Genomic DNA, 18071 nt, shown 5'->3' with positions numbered 1-18071 from the left:
CAACTATATAGAGATGGTCGTCGTGCCGCCTTTGGCTGTTTGCCATAAATGGCGGAGGGTTGGCAGAAATTTAAAGACGTTGGGGGGCTGGTGCGCGGGATACCTGCGAAGATGTTGAAGAGATAAATTTCATCTACACCAGCGGCGATATAATTAAGCGTTGAATGGTTTACAGTAATAGTGACCGCTGCGTGAGTTAAGCTGAGGGAATAATGATGCAACGCACCTTTTCGGCATTCTGGATGGCCCTGTTTTTATTCATCGCGCCGCTTCATGCGGAGCCTGGCGTCTATGGTGAACAGCGCATCAGCGGCTGGTGGAATGCGCTGACGGATGATATTTCGCAAACCTGGGAGCAGCCTCAACGTTACGATCTCTACCTGCCATTTTTGAGCTGGCACGCCCGCTTTATGTACGACAAAGAAAAAACAGACAAATACAACGAAATGCCGTGGGGCGGCGGGCTGGGCGTCTCCCGCTATAACGAAGAGGGCAACTGGAGCGCGCTTTTCGCGATGATGTTTAAAGACTCGCACAACGAATGGCAGCCCGCGATGGGCTATGGCTGGGAGAAGGGCTGGTATCTGGATAATGCCAAAGACTTCCGGCTTGGGCTCGGTGCCGCTGCGGGGATCACGGCGCGCGATGATTTTGCGAACTATGTGCCCCTGCCCTTTATCTTCCCGCTGTTCTCTGCCGGGTATAAGCGCGTTACCGTCCAGTTCACCTATATTCCCGGGACCTATAACAACGGTAACGTGCTCTTTGCCTGGCTGCGCTTAGGCTTTTAAAGGGTGATCACCTTTTTGGCTACGGCGTTAGAAAGCACCAGCATGGAGAACAGCACCGAGGTGATGAAAGTGAGCACGATCAGGGTCAACTTCATACCGAGAGATGTCACCGGGAATAGCACCGTCAGCAGATGAAACACCGAGTAGTGCACAATGTACACACCGGTCATCGTTTTACTGATGGCGGCCAGAATGGATTCTTTGAATTCTGCATTGCGGCGAAAGCGCACGCCGTTCGCCGCGATCACCAGCGCAATGATCAGAATGTAGATTTGCGAGCCAGTGAGAATAAAGGCGTTTCTGTCAGCCTTGAACAGGGCAAAAAAGAAGTGGCGCTCGTAAAACCAGGTGAAGAGATAAATAAACGGAATGGCGATAACCGCAGCCCTGACCACATTCTTGCGGCTTATCCACTCGGCGATCCTGGGATCGCAGAAAAGTTGCCCCGTCAGGTAAAACAGTAGCCATGTCCACAGGCGGTACTGTGGCGAAAGGGAAAAGACGTGGACGTTCGGATAGAGCGCTGAAAGCAAATCATACCCGTAGGAGAAGAGAAGCAGGCAGGCAATCACGCCGCAGAACAGCGCACGCCGCTGGCTGAGCCACTCCACCGCCGGATGGAAGGTGTAAATCACGACAAACGCAAACACGAACCACGGCTGGATTAAATACCCGCGCTGATACGGCTCCCACAGATAGTAGATCGTTATCCAGAACAGAAAGACAATCACCAGGCTTTTAATTTTGCCCAACTGCCAGCGGGTGCCGTGCCGGGACTGGCCGTCGAGATAGCCCGCGACCACAAAAAACAGCGGCGTGGCGATGGTCGAGATAAAGGTTAAAAACCCCAGGATCCAGTGATAGTCATAATCATAATGATCCCAGGTATTGTAGATGGTGAAGAAGGTGACCGCCGTCATACAGCCCAGCGTCTTGATAATGTTCAGGCCTGTCGCATTCATTGTTGTTTGGCTTCGTCCTTACGATGGAAACACGCATAGATCACGGGAAGTACCAGCAGCGTCAGGATTGTAGCAAACCCAAGTCCGAACATAATCACAACGGCCATGCTCTGGAAGAAAACGTCCAGCAGTAGCGGCGCCAGACCAAGAACTGTCGTAAACGCGGTGAGCAGGATGGGGCGCAGGCGCGAGGTGGCGGCATACACGATCGCCTCGTGCTGATCTTTTTGCGTTTTCTGCTGCTCGATCTCTTCCACCAGCACAATGCCGTTGCGGATCAGCATCCCGCTCAGGCTCAGCAGACCAATCAGCGCCATAAAGCCGAACGGAATACCGGTTACCAGGAATCCTGGCGTGACGCCAATCAGCGCCAGCGGCACGGTCAGCCAGATGGCGACGGCGTTTTTCACCGAGCTGAACATCAAAACGGTGATGACAAACATCACCATGAACCCGATCGGCAGCGTGGTGAAGAGCCCCTGCTGTGCCTCGCTGGAGTTTTCTGCATCGCCTCCCCACTCGATACTGTAGCCGTGGGGCAGGGCGAGAGCATCAATCTGTGGTTTCACCCGGGCGAGAATGTCACCTGACGTTTGCTGGCTAAGCGGATCGGGATCGGTCTGAACCGTCAGCACCCGCGAGCGGTCGCGGCGCAGAATAAGCGGATCTTCCCACTCCAGCGAAAAGCGGCTGACGACGTTACTCAGCGGGATATACTGCTGTCGGGTCTGGCTCCAGACCAGCACGTTGTTCAGGTGATTGGCGTCCAGTCGTTCGCTTTCCGGCGGGCGTACCACGACCGGGAGCAGGTCGCTACCTTCCCGATACAGCCCCGCACGACTGCCGGAGAAATTCATCTCCAGCGCGTTGTCGACGTCCTGCTTATCCACGCCAAGCTCGCGTCCCAGCGCGGCGACATACTGCGGACGGATCACCTTGCTGCGGTTTTGCCAGTCGTTTCTTACGCTGGCTGTGGCCGGGTCGCGCGCCAGAATATCGTCCACCTGGCTGGCAATCAGACGTAGTCTGTCAGGATCGGGGCCTTTGATGCGCACCTCAATGGCGCTGTCGCCGGAGGGACCAAACATCACACGTTTGGTACTGGCGTTGACCTGCGGGTAGTTTCGGGCGATGTACTCATCGACGTGGCGCGTCAAAGCAGAGATGTTGCGCTGGTCATCCATGCGCACCATGATCTGCGCGTAGTTGCTGTACTGTCGCTGTCCGCTGTAAGTCAAAATAAACCGCATACTGCCCTGGCCAATGGTTGATACGGTGGTCTCTACGCCAGGCTGGCCGTTAATGGTTTTCTCGATATCACTGGTCATTTTCTCGGTCCATTTGATATCGGTGCCGTAGGGTAACCAGAGGTCGACAAAGAAAATCGGCGTATTTGACGACGGGAAAAAGTTTTGCCGCACGGAACCGAAACCCCAGACTGACGCGGCCAGCAGCGCCGCCATCACGATGAGCGTCGGTGCTTTCCAGTGCAGTAGCGTATTAAGCAGGCGCTGGTAAAGACGGTAGAGGCGTTTGTCGTAAGGGTCTGACTCGTCACTTTTTTCCGGTGAGCTGTCGTTTTTAAATAACCACCACTTGATCAGCACCGGCGTGATGGTGAGCGCTGAGAACCAGCTCAGCATCAGGGAAATCAGCAGCACCTGGAACAGGGATTTACAGTATTCCCCGGTAGAATCCTGCGACAGCCCGATAGGCGCAAATGCCAGGATGGCGATCACCGTCGCCCCCAGCAGCGGCAGGGCGGAGCGACGGATGATGTAGTTAACGGCGGTCAACAGCGGGGAGCCCTGCTGACGGGCAATCAGCACCCCTTCAACAATCACGATGGCGTTATCCACCAGCATACTGAGGGCGATAATCAGGGCGCCGAGCGAGATGCGCTGTAGTTCAATGCCCCACAGATACATGATCAGCAGCGTGCCGAGCACGTTAAGCGCGAGGGAAAAGGCGATGATGATCCCGCTGCGCACGCCCATAAATATCAGCAGCACGCCGATGACAATCGCCAGCGCCATCAGGAAGTTAATAATAAATCCGTTAACAGAGTGGCCCACTTCGGCGGCCTGATCGTAGAACAGGTCGATGTGAATCCCTGCCGGTTTTTCCGCCGACATCTGGTTTAGCTTCGCCTCCAGGGCGTGGCCTACGTCGATCACGTTTACGCCGGGAATAAACGAGACGCCCATGGTGACGGCTTTTCTGCCGTTGGCATGATAGATACTGGCGGGCGATTCGTTCAGCCCGCGCGACAGCGTGGCGATATCCCGCAGCCGCGTTGCCGCCCCGGTGCCGGAAGGGGTGATGATGAGATCCGCCAGCTCGTCAAGATTTTCGAACTCACCGGTCGGATGCAGGCGAATGGATTCTGTTCCGGAGCTGATTTCTCCGGCGCTGGAAACGACGTTAAGCCTGCTGAGCAGGGCGGAAAGCTGGTTCAGCGTAATGCCGCGCGCGGCCATTTTAGTCAGGGAGATATCGATGTTGACCTGCTGGCTGATGGCCCCACCGATGGCAACCTTACCGACGCCGGGGACCAGAATCAGTTCGCGACGCAGCTGTTCGGCATATCTCACCAGTTCAGGATTACTGAATTCATCCCCGGAAATCGCGAAGAAAAAGCCGAACACGTCGCCGAAATCATCATTCACGAAGGGCGTCAGGACGCCGGGCGGGAACAGACGCGACGCATCGCCCACGCGACGGCGCAGTTCGTCCCAGATCTGCGGCAGTTCGTTCGAATGATAGCGTGAGGCAATGTTCACGGTGATTTGCGACAGGCCGTTTGAAGAGATGGAGCTGACATTGTCCAGATAAGGCAACTGCTGAAGCGCATTCTCCAGCGGCAGCGTAACCTCCTCTTCAACCTGCTGAGCAGAGGCGCCGGGATAGTGGGTGATGACCACGGCAGTTTTGATGGTAAAGGCGGGATCTTCCAGTCTGCCGATATTGAGCAGGGCGAAAATGCCCCCCACGCCCAGCAGCAGGATCGTCAGCCAGACGCGAATGGGGTTATTGATAAACTGACGAGAGATATCCATTACAGTCCCCGTTCGCGCGTCCAGATACGCACCGGCTGGTTAGCATGAAGCTCACCAACACCTGCTGCCACTACGCGCTCACCGGCCTTAAGCCCGCTGGCGATCACCACCCCCTCTGCGGTCACTTGCCCCACGCTGACCTTGCGGTCTTCAAGATGGAGTGCGTCACCTTCCCCGGCCACGACCCAGACGTGCGGTTCATTGCGCGGGCTGTTATCCGGGTTAAAGACTGCCTCAACCGGTACGACCAGCGCCTGATCGCCCGCGCCGGCCGGGAGGTTGGTTAAATTGATCGTCACCGTACCGCTTACGCCTCCCACGGCGGGAAAATCATCCGGGCGCGGCATGGTGAGTATCACCTGCCAGGTCAGGGTGTTGCTGTCGCTGCTGCCCGAGTGCTCTTTGTAGACAGCGGTAAACTCCCGATCCGGGAAGGCGTTAATTCTCACCACGGGACGATACTGCGCGTTACGGATATCAAAGGTTTTAAACAGGTTCTCCGGAATACTGAACACCACGTCCAGCAGGTCGGTGCGGGTCAGGGTCGCAATGGGCTGACCGGCAGACACCACCTGATGATTCCGTACATGCACGCTGGCCGCCGTTCCGCTGAAGGGGGCGACGAGCGTCATCTGATTCAGCTCTTCACGGGCAATCTGCAACGCCGCATTCGCCGAATCGCGGTTCGCGCGCTGCACGTCCATTTCGGCCTTCGAAATCGCCTGGCGACCTGCCAGCGTCTGGAAGCGATCGAACTGCCGCTGGGCCAGCGTCGCCGCTGTTTGCCTGTCGTTAACCCGCTGCTGGGCTTCACGGGCGTTCAGTCTGGCGAGCTGTTGCCCCTGTTTGATGGCTACGCCCTGACGTATATCGAGCACTTCAATCTGACCTGCGCGCTTGAAGGAAAGGTCTGTTGCATCACCCGACTCTATGCGGGCGGGGAAAACACGCTGCTGGGCATGACCGGGGACAGTCACCTCCGCCACTTTTACCATTCGCGGCAGGGGAGAAGCTTGCTCGTGTTTCGGGTCGCACGCCGTGAGCGTTAACATAACGAATGGTAAAAGAGAGAGGTAGCGGTTCACTGTATTCCCCTAATAAATAACTGTTTTATTTATTCCGTAGCAAGGGCAGGGGGTGACACTATTCTGCCAGAACAGTGACAACCATATAGGTAAATAGGCCAATTGCCGTGCTGGCAATAATGGCAAGCGCGATAAACAAACCAAGACGGAAAAGGCTTAAACCGTACATTCATTCCTCCATGCGCCGTAAGGAGCGTCTTTCTAAGAGCATAGTTGGAGAAAAGATAAATGTTAAATAACCAATATCAGTGGGTAAGCGTTAAACCTGATATTCCTGTGCTACGTTTAATATCACTCATCTTTTTTTCCCGTAACTGGCATTAAGGGTAACCCCCTGCATTTAATGCGTTTTATTGCTTCTCTCACTACCGTGTTGGTTCTAAAAAGGATGCTCGATATGTATAAAAATATTCTGGTTCCTGTGGATGTTTACGAGACGGGCCTGGCGGATAAAGCGTTGCACCATGCACAGTTTCTGGCGCAAAGCGCATCGGGTGACATTCATTTGCTGCACGTCATGCCAAAGTTTTCAGCCGAACTGACGCGCGGTTTTATTTCAGATGCGCGCAAGATGGATGAATATATGATTAATAATTCGAAAGAAAAACTGGCTGACCTGGTCAAAAAACTGAATCTGCCAGAAGAACGTGTTCATCTCCATGTCCGTAGTGGGAATGTTCGCGATGAGGTTATTAAGCTTGCGGATGAACTTGCAGCCGGGGCAATTATTATCGGCTCCCGAAATCCCAATATTCAAACCCATCTGTTAGGGTCAGAGGCGGCAAGTATTGTGCGTTACGCACATGTTCCTGTTTTCGTTATTCGTTAATTACATGAAAGCAAGGTGATTTCTGAAAAGAACCTGAGGAAGGAACGATGAAAACAGGAAAACCTGAACGTCCTTATTATCAACAAACTGTTGACGACACCCTGGCGAATATCAACTCCACCGCGGAGGGGCTGAGCAGCACTGAGGCATCGGCCCGACTCCAGCAGTATGGTGAGAATGCGTTACCGCAGAAAAAGGGCAAGCCCGCCTGGCTGCGCTTCCTGGCCCATTTTAACGATGTGCTGATTTATGTTCTGCTGGTGGCTGCGCTACTCAAGCTCTTTATGGGCCAGTGGGTAGATATGCTTGTCATCCTCGGGGTGGCCATCATTAACGCGCTGATTGGCCATATTCAGGAGAGCAATGCAGAAAAATCGCTGCAGAGTATTCGCAATATGCTCTCCAGCGAAGCCGTGGTGGTTCGACAAGGTAATCATGAAACGATCCCCACCACGACGTTGGTCCCGGGTGACATCGTCGTGATCCGTGCCGGGGATCGTATTCCTGCGGATCTGCGTGTGATTGAAGCGCATAACCTGCGCGTGGAGGAGGCCATTCTGACCGGCGAATCCACCGTGGTTGAGAAAAACAGCGATGCGTTAAGCGGGGAACTGCCTTTAGGCGACCGGTATAACTTGCTCTATTCCGGTACCACCGTCAGCTCCGGCGGCGGGAAAGGCGTGGTGGTGGCGACCGGGGGCGAAACCGAGCTTGGCCATATCAACCAGATGATGTCCGATATCGAAAAACACCGTACGCCGCTGATGGTGCAGATGGATAAGCTCGGTAAAACCATCTTCATCACTATCCTGGTGATGATGGTGGCGCTGTTTGTCTTCAGTCTTCTGTTCCGGGACATGCCGGTTTCCGAGCTGGTGCTGTCGCTCATCAGCCTCGCCGTTGCCGCGGTGCCGGAAGGCCTGCCGGCCATCATCTCCATCATCCTTTCGCTTGGCGTCCAGGCCATGGCGCGCCGCAAGGCCATCATTCGTAAGCTGCCTACGGTGGAAACGCTGGGCGCGATGACGGTCATCTGCTCGGATAAAACCGGCACCCTGACCATGAATGAAATGACGGTCAAAGCGGTGATTACCGCCGACACGACTTATCGCGTGGAGGGCGACAGTTACGAACCGGTGGGGAATATTCACCCCGTTGATGACCCGACGCCCGTCAGCGTCACGCAGGGGTCATTACTGGAACGCTATCTGCGCACCATTGACCTCTGTAACGACAGTCAGTTGATCAAAGACGAGCAGGGGCTGTGGAAAATCACCGGGGGGCCGACCGAGGGCGCGCTGAAGGTGCTGGCGGCGAAAATCCCGATTCCACCGCTCGATACCGAAATGCGAAGTAAAATCCCGTTTGATTCGCAGTATAAATACATGTCCACGTTGTACCGTCTTGGTGATGAAGAGGTGATTCTGATTACCGGCGCGCCGGACGTCCTGTTCCGCCTCTGTCAGTTCCAGCAGACGAATGACGGACTACAGCCGTTCGATCTTCCTTACTGGGAAGGGAAGATTGAAGAGTATGCCGGTGAGGGGCTGCGCATGGTGGCCGCGGCCTGGAAACCTGCCCGCGACGGTCAACGAGAGCTGGATCATCCGGATCTGCAGGATGGGGTGATCCTGCTTGGGGTTGCCGGAATGATGGATCCGCCGCGTCCGGAGGCCATTACCGCCATTGCTGACTGCCTGCAGGCGGGGATCCGCGTGAAGATGATCACCGGCGACCACCCGCAAACGGCAATGAGCATTGGGCAAATGTTGGGGATTGGTAACGCCGCAAGCGCCATCACCGGACGTGAGCTGGAGGCGATGGACGATCGTCAGCTGAGCGACGCCGCGCAGCAGTACGATATTTTCGCGCGAACCAGCCCGGAGGATAAATTCCGCCTTGTGCAGGCCCTGCAAAGTAAACAGGAAGTGGTGGGCATGACCGGGGATGGCGTCAATGATGCCCCGGCGCTCAAGCGGGCGGACGTAGGTATCGCCATGGGGATTAAGGGGACGGAAGTCACCAAGGAAGCCGCCGACATGGTGTTAACGGATGACAACTTTGCCACCATTGCCCGCGCGGTACATGAGGGACGGCGGGTTTACGATAACCTGAAAAAGACCATTCTGTTTGTTATCCCCAGCAACATCGCACAGGCTCTGCTGATCATCATTGCGCTGCTGGCGGGGAACCTGATCCCGCTGACGCCGGTCCTGATCCTGTGGATGAACATGGCGACGTCGGCAACGCTGTCGTTTGGCCTGGCGTTTGAAGCGGGCGAGAAGGACATCATGAACCGCCCACCGCGCAAGGCGAATCTCCACGTCATGGATGGCTATGCCATCTGGCGCGTGGTGTTTGTCGGTCTGCTGATTGCCATCAGCGCCTTCGTGCTGGAAGCCTGGCTACAGCCCCGCGGTTACTCAGCTGAATTTATCCGTACCGTGCTGCTGCAAACCCTGGTAACCGCGCAATGGTTCTACATGCTTAACTGCCGCGTGAATGACGGCTTCTCACTGAGTAAAGGCCTGCTGGAGAATAAAGGGATTTGGATCGTGAGCGGCGTACTGTTAGCGCTTCAACTTCTTATCATTTACGCACCGTTCATGCAGATGCTGTTTGGAACTGAAGCGCTGCCGTTCCGGTATTGGGTTATAACGTTCAGTATTGGATTCGTTATGTTTTTGATTGTTGAACTGGAAAAACAATTAACGAAGCGATGGAGAGTTGTAGAACGCTAAAACAGATATCACCACGCAGGTGGATGTGAAATGCTACATCCACCTGCTATCACAAACGACTTTAAAGTTCTTTAAAATGTAAAACATTTACTGGTTAAGAGCCTAATCATGAACGCTAAATATGAGAGTAAAATCAAACCAGATAGACGTCATTATTTATGCGGGGCGGTATGTATCGCGGCATTCACGTGTCAGGCAGATGACATAAATCTTTATTCGATAAACACAGGATCTTATGTTTACCATTTGACGCATAATCATGGGCAATATACAGAACATTTTGACAACAAATTTATATCGGTAGAACGAAAATTTTCAGAACAATCAGATTATAGTTATATTCTTGGTACTATGAATAATAGCTTTAATGACAGATGCTTAGCGGCTGGCGTCAGAAAAGACTGGGTGAATCTTGGCGATGGACTGGTTTTTAAGGGGATATACGGGTATGTAGGTGAGTTTTTCTTTGATGCCTTTAGCGATTGTGGTGACCATGGCTCTTATCATGATTTCAAAAAAGTGACTGGGATTGGTTTTTCACCTTATATTTATCATGGCTTTCAGTATAATTTCACATCATATTTTGGTATGGATGTTGGTTTAATAATACCCTCGGTGTTTGTTATTACTGTGCAGTGGAGTTTTAGATAAGATTTTTAGAAAATGCTCTCAGCAGTATGTTTATTTGGCATAAAATGATGTTGTCTTCTAAAAGCGCAGATTTCCCCGCATAACTCCCCCTTGATTCCGAAGGGAGATAACCTACTGATTCATCTTGGCGGAAGTTTTGTTCTGATACTATTCTGACCATTACATATGCCTGTAGGGCTACCGCGTAGTAATTTCGTTACTTGATGCCATGCTAAATGTCAGGTTAATCGATCGGTTTCGACGAGGGAATTTTCCTCTGAATAGCTGGAAGGTTCGGATTAAATTCGTTGGTTCAGGCTTTGCGGGATAAATTGAGGGCACAAAAAAGCCCGCAAGGCTTGCGCCGTGCGGGTTTTCAGGACTTCATCGGTCGACTCTGGTGATCGCCGATGGAGAATTTTGGGCTGGCGTCCCTGTAATTAGCCATTCATTCCATTGATTTTTAATGTTATTTATACTTTGAATTTTATGTGTGGTTCTAAAAAGGAACCATAAATCGTAATGGTATGGGTTATCACGATTAACGGATTGGAGAATTGTATCAAAAGGAAACAAATTCTTCAGTTCAACTCCCTGCTAGTAGCTGAACTGCGCAAGCAGGATCTGCTTTTCACCGATTAGTGAATGCGGTAGTTTTTCAGCGAAACTGAATTCTATCCGTAGGGCAGTACCAGCATAGGTGGAGAATGGATTTTGAACAACTGGTCACCAGAGCACACAAAAGACATCAAGAGTTGGTTTAAGATTGATACATATCGCAAATTTGAAGACCTCTCATTGCTCCAGTTTTACCATGAGATATGGGCTCGTAACTTGTTCTTTAAGGAGTATCGGGAAGAGTTTGAGAGCAGAACTCTTATGGGTTACTTCTCAAAAATTTTCAGTGGCAATCCTTTTTTAATTGAAGAAGGGCAACTGGGATACATGACTCCTGCCAATAAACTTTTTCAGCCTCCCCATTTTTTTCTAACAACTCTTGATCGCCTTGCTGAAACGAGCATCATTGCTATGCAACGCGGAGGTTTTGTTTGGGATGGTGATGACAATTATTCAATAAACAGAGATCTTCGGGAAGAATCACTTTCAGATATTATGCCAGATCAGTTTTCACGAACAGTCATGTTCGAGATTGATTTGGCAAGTGGCACAGACGAAGAGATTGCAGAGTCGCTTAAAGCTGCATTACCGCAGTGGCGTAAAATCAAAGGTATCGAACCAGATCCTTTAGAATCAGTTCGCTTTGGGTATGGAACTATCAAGAAACTCATCAGTTATCGTCTTATACCTATGCTGGATATCCTGGTGTGGGCAGCCGTTAAAAAAATCCGTGTCTCTGACGACAGGTTATCCAGACTGCTATATACAGACGATGACGAAGAAAGCGAAATGAGGCAGTCTAGCCAAATCAAAGATACCGACAGGCCTTTGGCTCTTAAATCCTGCACAACTGACTTTATCCGACAATTCCATTACTTCATGAACAAAAATAGCCATTTGAAGCAAATGAAAGTCTCTGATGTAATGAAACTATCTGATTAGAATTACATTTATAACTATTTGTTTTAATTGTTAAAATTAACTAAAGGCATCATTGTGAATGGTGCTTTTTTTTGCGATTTTTACTTTAAACCGGGCATTTTGACACTTGCTATAAAACGGGGGAATTTCAGCTACTCTCAAGTTCCCCTTTTCTGCACGGCACCAACTTCGAGAAAACCATCCTGCATAGCTACGAAGAACCTCCGCTTCAGGAGCTTCGCTCTTTTCTTTTCCCAACTGTTCGTATAGTGACTTCACCGCAACGACAAGGGATAACGAAATGAAAAATCAAGCAACCCGCCTAATACGATTACCAGAAGTTCTCGAACGAACTGGCTACGGAAAAGCCTGGATATATCGTCTGATCAACGATGGTAAGTTTCCTGCTCCTGTCAAAATTGGAAGTCGTGCAGTAGCTTTCGTTGAAAGTGAGATTGATACCTGGATTCAGTCTGTTATCGAAACAAGTCGAAATAATGTTGCTTAATTGAACTTAGGAGTGATTTTATGAATATCGAAGAATTTGTAAGCGAAGAAAACCATATGTGCAATTTATGCGGAGATCTTTTTTACAAGATCTTTGACCAAGAAGTGATTTATGACTTACCTAATAACGAGTTTAATAAAGAAATCATTTACTGGCTCAGTCAGTACCTTGTAGGAAATCTGAGAGAACCTTTAGACTCGATCTCTGAGCTTAATGCTTGCAAACAGATATATGTTTACGAGACCTGGTTATCTCTAATTAAATGTCCTGATGAATTGAAACTCCTAGCGAAGCGGATAATTTTATATCTAATGGATTAAGAGCTTTTTATGAAAATGTAAAGTTTGGCTGCATAATTTATCTTAAAACTTTACAGAATAACTTACATTATTTTGGTTGCCGTTTATTAGCAAGGCAGTGAGATAGTTTTCGAAGTATTAGGTGTACATAATTTAAACTAGATCTACCAGATGATAATTTGACAAGAATAATCGTCTATCTCACTGTTTTAATTTAAATAAATATCTTAATCGGTCCAAATAAATTTGTAAATCTACGAAATGCTTATTATTAATATATTGGAATTATACTTTTTGTAAAGTTTAGGAGGAAAATATGTGCAGTATTTGTGTGGATTCTTTTATGTTCGAAAATGGTGAGAGATATTGTCATGTTGTAAATAAAGATACTGGTGAGCCATTGTATTATCCAAACTTGTATATAACAACACAAGTCAGGAATCGTTCAGAGTCTATATCAACAATGAAGGTTATCGCTGGGAGCATTTCATTGTTATATCGATTCTTTATGAGAAAAAATATCAATATTGATGAAAGAATCCAGAATAAGCTGTTTCTCGCTCCTAATGAAATTGAGGATTTGATTGAATTCACTTCATTAAATTTCCGAGATGGAGGGGATGGTAATTTTATGGTTTCAAATGTCAAAAAACCAACTAAGTATTTTCGCATTACAACAGTCGCTAACTATCTTGAATGGTTGTGCAAAATACTTCTTTCACATGCAGGTCAGAAAAATACTCTCAAGGAAGTAATGGCTTTCATTAATAACATAAAAAGAAAGAAACCAAGGAATAATGATAAATATAATATGGAAATCGAAAAAAGCTTAGACAAAGCACAATTAGATTCTTTATTCAGCATACTTTCGCCAGGGAGTAACTTGAACCCGTTTACGGAAAAAGTGCAACAAAGAAACAATCTAATATTCCTTCTATTACATTGCTTTGGTTTGAGAGCAGGTGAACTTTTGAATCTGCGTATTGGCGATATGGATTTTGCAGAATCAACAATCGCAATAAGAAGGAGAGCAAATGATAAAACAGATCCACGAGTTTATCAGCCATTAGTGAAGACGTGTGAGAGAAAATTAATTGCTGACACAAAACTTATATATGAAATTTCAGATTATATTTTGAATGATCGTAGGAAAGTTAAAAATGCTAATAAGCATGATTTTCTGTTTATTACCTATAAGGAAGGGAAGACCCAAGGGCAACCTCTGTCATTTTCCTCATACCATAAGATAGTGAGTGTTGTTCGTCAATCATCCTCACTTCTAAGTGGATTAACAGGTCATAAATTACGACACACATGGAATTATGAGTTCTCAAAAACAATAGACAATGCCCAAGATATATCCGATGAAAAAGAACAGCAAATCCGTTCTTATCTCATGGGATGGCGACCTGGTTCAGATACTTCAATAATTTATAATCGCAGGCATATTTTTGAGCTATCGAAAAAAACTGCACTTGAACAACAAGAGCAACTATTCAAAGGAGGATTTGATGAATAATTTAATTAAATATAACTCTGATAAAATGTCTTTGCATGAACATAAAATCGTCAGTTCGATTGAAAATAACGGAATCAATCTTACAAACTTAATATATGCTATGAACGAAAATTTGGTTTGTGGATTTGTATATACAGTACAATATTATTTTAATAGCAACAGCTATTTGTATGTGAAAAATATTGTTAGAAATATGGAGAGTCTTATCCGTAAACTATCTCCTACTCATATTGATGATAAGGTTCTAATTGAATATCAAAATAAGAAATTATCAAAAGCCCCGGCATCATTTCGCGTTTTACGACCATTTTTGATTAAATGGTTTGAGTTAGGATATCCAGGAATAGATGAAAGTGCGGTAGAGCTGTTAAAGCATTTGGACCTAAAGATAAAAAAATCTGGTCAGTCTGTGCTTCAAGATGATCCAACAGAGGGACCACTAACTAAAGAAGAACATACTTCTTTGATTAAGGCTATGAATCATGCATATAGAAAAGGTGAACTGTCACTGCCACATTATGCAATATCACTATTGATCAGCCTTACAGGTAGAAGACCTCAGCAGTTAGTTATGTTGAAATATAAAGACCTTCTTCAAAAGAACTTAGATAATGGCAAAGTAGAATATGTAATTTCAGTGCCACGAGTTAAACAACGGGGTAAAGAACTACGATATCGAGAACTTGCAATAATATCAGAGGTTGCATCAATTGTTCAATTGCAAGCTAATCAATCAGTGAAACTTGTTGAGCAAGCTCTTGGAAAAACTCTTGATGATTATTCTAAACGAGAAGTTCCTATTTTCTTAAATGAGGAAAAACTCTCAGATTTATCCATAACAGGTTCAATTCTTCTGGAATATAATAAATTATATGCGAAGCCTGCAATTGCTAATGTAGCATTGAAAAGTATTGTTAATAATGAGGGTGTAATATCCAACCGTACCGATTCGATACTAAATGTTACTCCTCGTAGGCTTCGTTATACAATAGCAACTATGCTGGCTAAAGATGGGCATAATGTTAATACTATAGCTGAATTATTGGATCATTCCTCTACTTCAAGTGCGGGGATTTATATTAAAAATCATGCTGACAGTGTTGAAAGGATTGATTCCGCTGTTTCAGAACAATTGTCATTTGTCGCTGATATTTTTATGAACGGAATCAAATCGAAAAAGAGTTGTCATTTCAAATTTTTTTCTTCAAGTAGATGCCAGAGTCAGAATTCAGGATTCCCTTGCAATCAATGTATATTTTTTATTCCGATTGATCGCAGTGAGGTGAATCAACTATGAATAATATTATTTTGTTCAAATCAAAAAAACATATTCTTGTAGAAGAAAACTATAATGAGTTTATAAAATTTTGTCGCTATCAACTGCCCGGACTAACCCAAACTCAGGATTGGGAGCAGTATGCCTGGAAAGGATATGTAACATTTAGAAAAATAGGGGTTGGAAATAAAGTCTTTGATTCCATTGATGCAATGCATGAAGATTATATCAATTTTGTGAAAGCATATATCAGATATCAACACTCATTGAAACCATTGAAAAATTATGGGGTTATTATGATGGCCTTGCGATGTCTCGAACAGGCCCTTTTGCAGGTTCAGAACACTGGTCTCATTTATAATGTTACAGCCGTTGTTTTCGATGAGGCAATGCAGATCGGGAGTAAATATTTTGAAGGTAACGTTTTAGCTAAATGTGGAATACAGCTTGAAAAAATATCAAAGTTTCTATGTGAACATAATCTTGTGAAGTCAGGATATATCTCATGGAAAAATCATGTAAAACAGAAAGTCAAAAACAATTATCTTCCTGAGATTGAGGATTATCACCGAAGCGATAAGTTACCAGATGAAGAGGCATTACTCGCTATTGCTGATATTTTTTCACAAAATGATGAGTTACTGAGTCCAAGGGATAAGTTCACCAGTTCAGTATTTGCACTTCTACTTTGTTGTCCGAGCAGAATCTCTGAAATTTTAGCCTTACCTGCTGATTGTGAGATTACACAAATAGATGGCAAGGGTATCGAAAGATATGGGTTGAGATTTTATTCGGTAAAAGGGTATGGTCCTAATATCAAATGGATTCCACGGGTTATGATACCAGTTGCAAAGAAAGCGATTAGAAGATTACTTTCCTTATCACAACATGCAAGAGCACTTGCTCACTGGTGCGAAAAGTACCCGGATAAATTTTACCGACATGAGCTTTGCCCAACAGTTGATGAAAAAGCTAAATTGACCGTTGTACAAGTTTGCCATGCACTGGGATATCATTTATTTGATCATAAATCATGTGTTTTAAAAATTAAAAGAACGAGTTTGGATGGTGGGAAAAGCTTCTTAAACCACAATGATTACAACTATTCATTGAGTGATTTGTGGGAAATTATTAGTTCTAATTTTAGCAGAGACTTTCCATGGTATGATAAAGAAAAATCCATAAAATTTAGTAATGCTTTATGCTTGCTCAATACTGATCAATTTTCTTTATCAAGAATGACTTCAATTTTCACATTTTATAAGCCTACTAAAAGTTTCTTTTTCAGTGATATACAAAGTAAAAAAAGCTATGAGATGAATTATAAAAATATATTTTCCCGATATGGGTATTATGATGATGAAGGTAAACCACTACTTATTCGCTCACACCAGCCACGGCACCTTTTAAACACAATAGCCCATTATGGTGAAATGTCTGAACTAGATATAGCTAAATGGTCTGGTCGTATCAATGCGAATCAGAACAGAGTTTATAACCATGTGTCAGAAGAAGATATGTTAGATAAAATCAAAGCTATTAAATTGAATAGGAGTAATTACTGTCAAAGGGAGTCAATACCCACAAATGAATTGACAATTGATTTTGATAACCTTAATCAAGGTGCAATACACTTAACTGAATTTGGTTACTGTGTACATAACTATTTAATCAAGCCTTGTGCAAAAATTAATCATCTTATTGAATGTGATAATGAAACACCGGACATTAACTCAGTAGATAGAATTAGACTGCAATCTGTCCGAGAGAAAGTAATGCAATTAAAGAGAATAACTCAGATCGCTTATGAAAATGGTGATTATGGTGCAGACAAATGGTTGCAACACCATGAAAAAAATTTGGAAAGAATTAATAAGCTTTTGAATAATTAAAACAGGAGATACTTATGGCAAAACATTTGAACAGGAGTGAAATAAAGGCAATTACACACATTATACTGACTTGGGACGGCAAAATCACATGGAGTGATTTATGCGACTCTGTTTATAAACAACTAAACAGAACCATCACAAGGCAATCTTTAAGTGCTCATAATGAAGTTGTTGATGCATATAGAACAAAGAAGAACTTGCTCAACTTGAAAAAATCAGGCTTAAAGAAACCAGCCAACTTAACAATTGCGGCACAACAAATATTAAATCTTAAAGCCGAAAATGAAATGTTGAAAAAACAGAACAATAGATACAAAGAGCAATTTAGCTATTGGCAGTACAATGCTTATAGACACGGTCTTACTATGGAACAGTTGAATAGGCCATTTAATAAAAAATAATATTTGATAGGTTACACCTATTGACAAGTTAAATAAATTCGATAAATATAAATATATGGTCAGGAAGACTATTTAACTAATGCAAGGATGCATTTTATGGACAAGAACATTATCTATCCAGAGTTTACTCTGGAAGAGCAACTTATCATTATCGTCGATAAATATATCTCAAAACGATACCAGCCAGGTGATAAAAGTTTCTCATACCAGCTTTACTTAATTTTTGTGGGATACCATTTGAAGTATTTCTACCCTAAAAGGATTTATTCCAAATCCAATCGTAATATTGATAACATAATGACTATGTTTAGCTCGGTGTACAAAAGTCTGACAAGCAATCTTCTACAACGATTAAATAACAAAGAAGGAGTTATTAGGGAACTAAACTCGCTTGTTAATTACATAGATAACAATCAAGAAAAAGCAGAGGAAATCTATGCTACTGTCAGGGCACAATATGAAGTTAAGGTTATCGAGAACGAGCTAACCCATGAAGCAGTTCGCATAAGAACCGTCAGATTATAGGTAATAAAAAGCCCC

The 18071-nt window shown here is 45.7% G+C and carries 15 protein-coding genes; 12 read left to right on the top strand and 3 right to left on the bottom strand.

Annotated features, from left to right (window positions below):
* Positions 1–215 precede the first annotated feature (215 nt).
* Positions 216–791 (top strand): lipid IV(A) palmitoyltransferase PagP, encoded by a 576-nt coding sequence (pagP, locus tag N1249_RS16745; RefSeq protein ID WP_182063453.1) that lies wholly within the window; start codon positions 216–218, stop codon positions 789–791.
* On the opposite strand, the gene N1249_RS16740 is transcribed toward pagP, so the two are convergent.
* From N1249_RS16740 to N1249_RS16730, 3 genes are read right to left on the bottom strand one after another with little or no spacing between them, the layout of a single operon-like run.
* A complete protein-coding gene (locus N1249_RS16740) occupies positions 788–1753 on the bottom strand; it encodes an acyltransferase (RefSeq protein ID WP_259831325.1) in 966 nt (321 codons plus the stop codon). The genes pagP and N1249_RS16740 overlap by 4 nt on opposite strands.
* Positions 1750–4812, bottom strand: a complete 3063-nt coding sequence (locus tag N1249_RS16735; RefSeq protein ID WP_259831323.1) for an efflux RND transporter permease subunit — start codon at positions 4810–4812, stop codon at positions 1750–1752. The genes N1249_RS16740 and N1249_RS16735 overlap by 4 nt, the downstream gene beginning before the upstream one ends.
* Complete coding sequence (locus N1249_RS16730; RefSeq protein ID WP_259831321.1) at positions 4812–5897, bottom strand: efflux RND transporter periplasmic adaptor subunit; 1086 nt, start codon at positions 5895–5897, stop codon at positions 4812–4814. The genes N1249_RS16735 and N1249_RS16730 overlap by 1 nt, the downstream gene beginning before the upstream one ends.
* 397 nt (positions 5898–6294) lie before the next feature.
* Here N1249_RS16730 and N1249_RS16725 point away from each other — a divergent pair, with 397 nt between their 5' ends.
* From N1249_RS16725 to N1249_RS16675, 11 genes are all read left to right on the top strand, one after another.
* Entirely contained in the window at positions 6295–6726 is a 432-nt protein-coding gene (locus tag N1249_RS16725; RefSeq protein ID WP_259831319.1) for a universal stress protein, read from the top strand.
* A gap of 47 nt (positions 6727–6773) precedes the next feature.
* Complete coding sequence (locus N1249_RS16720) at positions 6774–9467, top strand: cation-transporting P-type ATPase (RefSeq protein ID WP_259831313.1); 2694 nt, start codon at positions 6774–6776, stop codon at positions 9465–9467.
* 108 nt (positions 9468–9575) lie between these two features.
* Positions 9576–10118 carry a hypothetical protein gene (locus N1249_RS16715; protein WP_259831304.1) on the top strand — a complete coding sequence of 181 codons (543 nt, stop codon included), beginning with the start codon at positions 9576–9578 and terminating at the stop codon, positions 10116–10118.
* A gap of 693 nt (positions 10119–10811) precedes the next feature.
* Positions 10812–11657: a DUF6387 family protein gene (locus N1249_RS16710; RefSeq protein ID WP_259831302.1), complete on the top strand. Its 846-nt coding sequence runs from the start codon at positions 10812–10814 to the stop codon at positions 11655–11657.
* A gap of 280 nt (positions 11658–11937) precedes the next feature.
* A complete protein-coding gene (locus N1249_RS16705; RefSeq protein WP_000795663.1) occupies positions 11938–12144 on the top strand; it encodes an AlpA family transcriptional regulator in 207 nt (68 codons plus the stop codon).
* A 20-nt stretch (positions 12145–12164) separates the two neighbouring features.
* Positions 12165–12464, top strand: a complete 300-nt coding sequence (locus N1249_RS16700; RefSeq protein WP_001019190.1) for a hypothetical protein — start codon at positions 12165–12167, stop codon at positions 12462–12464.
* 295 nt (positions 12465–12759) lie between these two features.
* Positions 12760–13962: a tyrosine-type recombinase/integrase gene (locus N1249_RS16695; protein WP_259831300.1), complete on the top strand. Its 1203-nt coding sequence runs from the start codon at positions 12760–12762 to the stop codon at positions 13960–13962.
* The gene (locus N1249_RS16690; protein ID WP_259831292.1) at positions 13955–15259 is read left to right on the top strand and encodes a site-specific integrase; all 1305 of its coding nucleotides are present in this window, start codon (positions 13955–13957) and stop codon (positions 15257–15259) included. Before N1249_RS16695 ends, N1249_RS16690 begins: the two co-directional genes overlap by 8 nt.
* On the top strand, positions 15256–17130 hold the full coding sequence (locus N1249_RS16685) for a DNA-binding protein (RefSeq protein ID WP_259831290.1): 1875 nt from the start codon (positions 15256–15258) through the stop codon (positions 17128–17130). The genes N1249_RS16690 and N1249_RS16685 overlap by 4 nt, the downstream gene beginning before the upstream one ends.
* A 14-nt stretch (positions 17131–17144) precedes the next feature.
* Positions 17145–17531, top strand: coding sequence for a hypothetical protein (locus N1249_RS16680; protein WP_259831288.1), 387 nt, complete (start codon positions 17145–17147; stop codon positions 17529–17531).
* Positions 17532–17627: 96 nt separating this feature from the next.
* Positions 17628–18056, top strand: a complete 429-nt coding sequence (locus N1249_RS16675) for a hypothetical protein (protein ID WP_259831286.1) — start codon at positions 17628–17630, stop codon at positions 18054–18056.
* Positions 18057–18071 lie beyond the last annotated feature (15 nt).

The organism is Enterobacter sp. CP102, from assembly GCF_025152625.1.
Taxonomy (GTDB): Bacteria; Pseudomonadota; Gammaproteobacteria; order Enterobacterales; family Enterobacteriaceae; genus Enterobacter; species Enterobacter soli.
The sequence above is the reverse complement of the archived record's forward strand: the minus strand, read 5'-3'. Positions and strand labels throughout refer to the sequence as shown.

Bases quoted from the DNA above. Each gene is read 5' to 3' on its own strand.
- pagP (WP_182063453.1), top strand. From the start codon at position 216: ATGCAACGCACCTTTTCGGCATTCTGGATGGCCCTGTTTTTATTCATC.
- N1249_RS16740 (WP_259831325.1), bottom strand. From the start codon at position 1,753: ATGAATGCGACAGGCCTGAACATTATCAAGACGCTGGGCTGTATGACG.
- N1249_RS16735 (WP_259831323.1), bottom strand. From the start codon at position 4,812: ATGGATATCTCTCGTCAGTTTATCAATAACCCCATTCGCGTCTGGCTG.
- N1249_RS16725 (WP_259831319.1), top strand. From the start codon at position 6,295: ATGTATAAAAATATTCTGGTTCCTGTGGATGTTTACGAGACGGGCCTG.
- N1249_RS16720 (WP_259831313.1), top strand. From the start codon at position 6,774: ATGAAAACAGGAAAACCTGAACGTCCTTATTATCAACAAACTGTTGAC.
- N1249_RS16715 (WP_259831304.1), top strand. From the start codon at position 9,576: ATGAACGCTAAATATGAGAGTAAAATCAAACCAGATAGACGTCATTAT.
- N1249_RS16705 (WP_000795663.1), top strand. From the start codon at position 11,938: ATGAAAAATCAAGCAACCCGCCTAATACGATTACCAGAAGTTCTCGAA.
- N1249_RS16700 (WP_001019190.1), top strand. From the start codon at position 12,165: ATGAATATCGAAGAATTTGTAAGCGAAGAAAACCATATGTGCAATTTA.
- N1249_RS16695 (WP_259831300.1), top strand. From the start codon at position 12,760: ATGTGCAGTATTTGTGTGGATTCTTTTATGTTCGAAAATGGTGAGAGA.
- N1249_RS16690 (WP_259831292.1), top strand. From the start codon at position 13,955: ATGAATAATTTAATTAAATATAACTCTGATAAAATGTCTTTGCATGAA.
- N1249_RS16685 (WP_259831290.1), top strand. From the start codon at position 15,256: ATGAATAATATTATTTTGTTCAAATCAAAAAAACATATTCTTGTAGAA.
- N1249_RS16680 (WP_259831288.1), top strand. From the start codon at position 17,145: ATGGCAAAACATTTGAACAGGAGTGAAATAAAGGCAATTACACACATT.
- N1249_RS16675 (WP_259831286.1), top strand. From the start codon at position 17,628: ATGGACAAGAACATTATCTATCCAGAGTTTACTCTGGAAGAGCAACTT.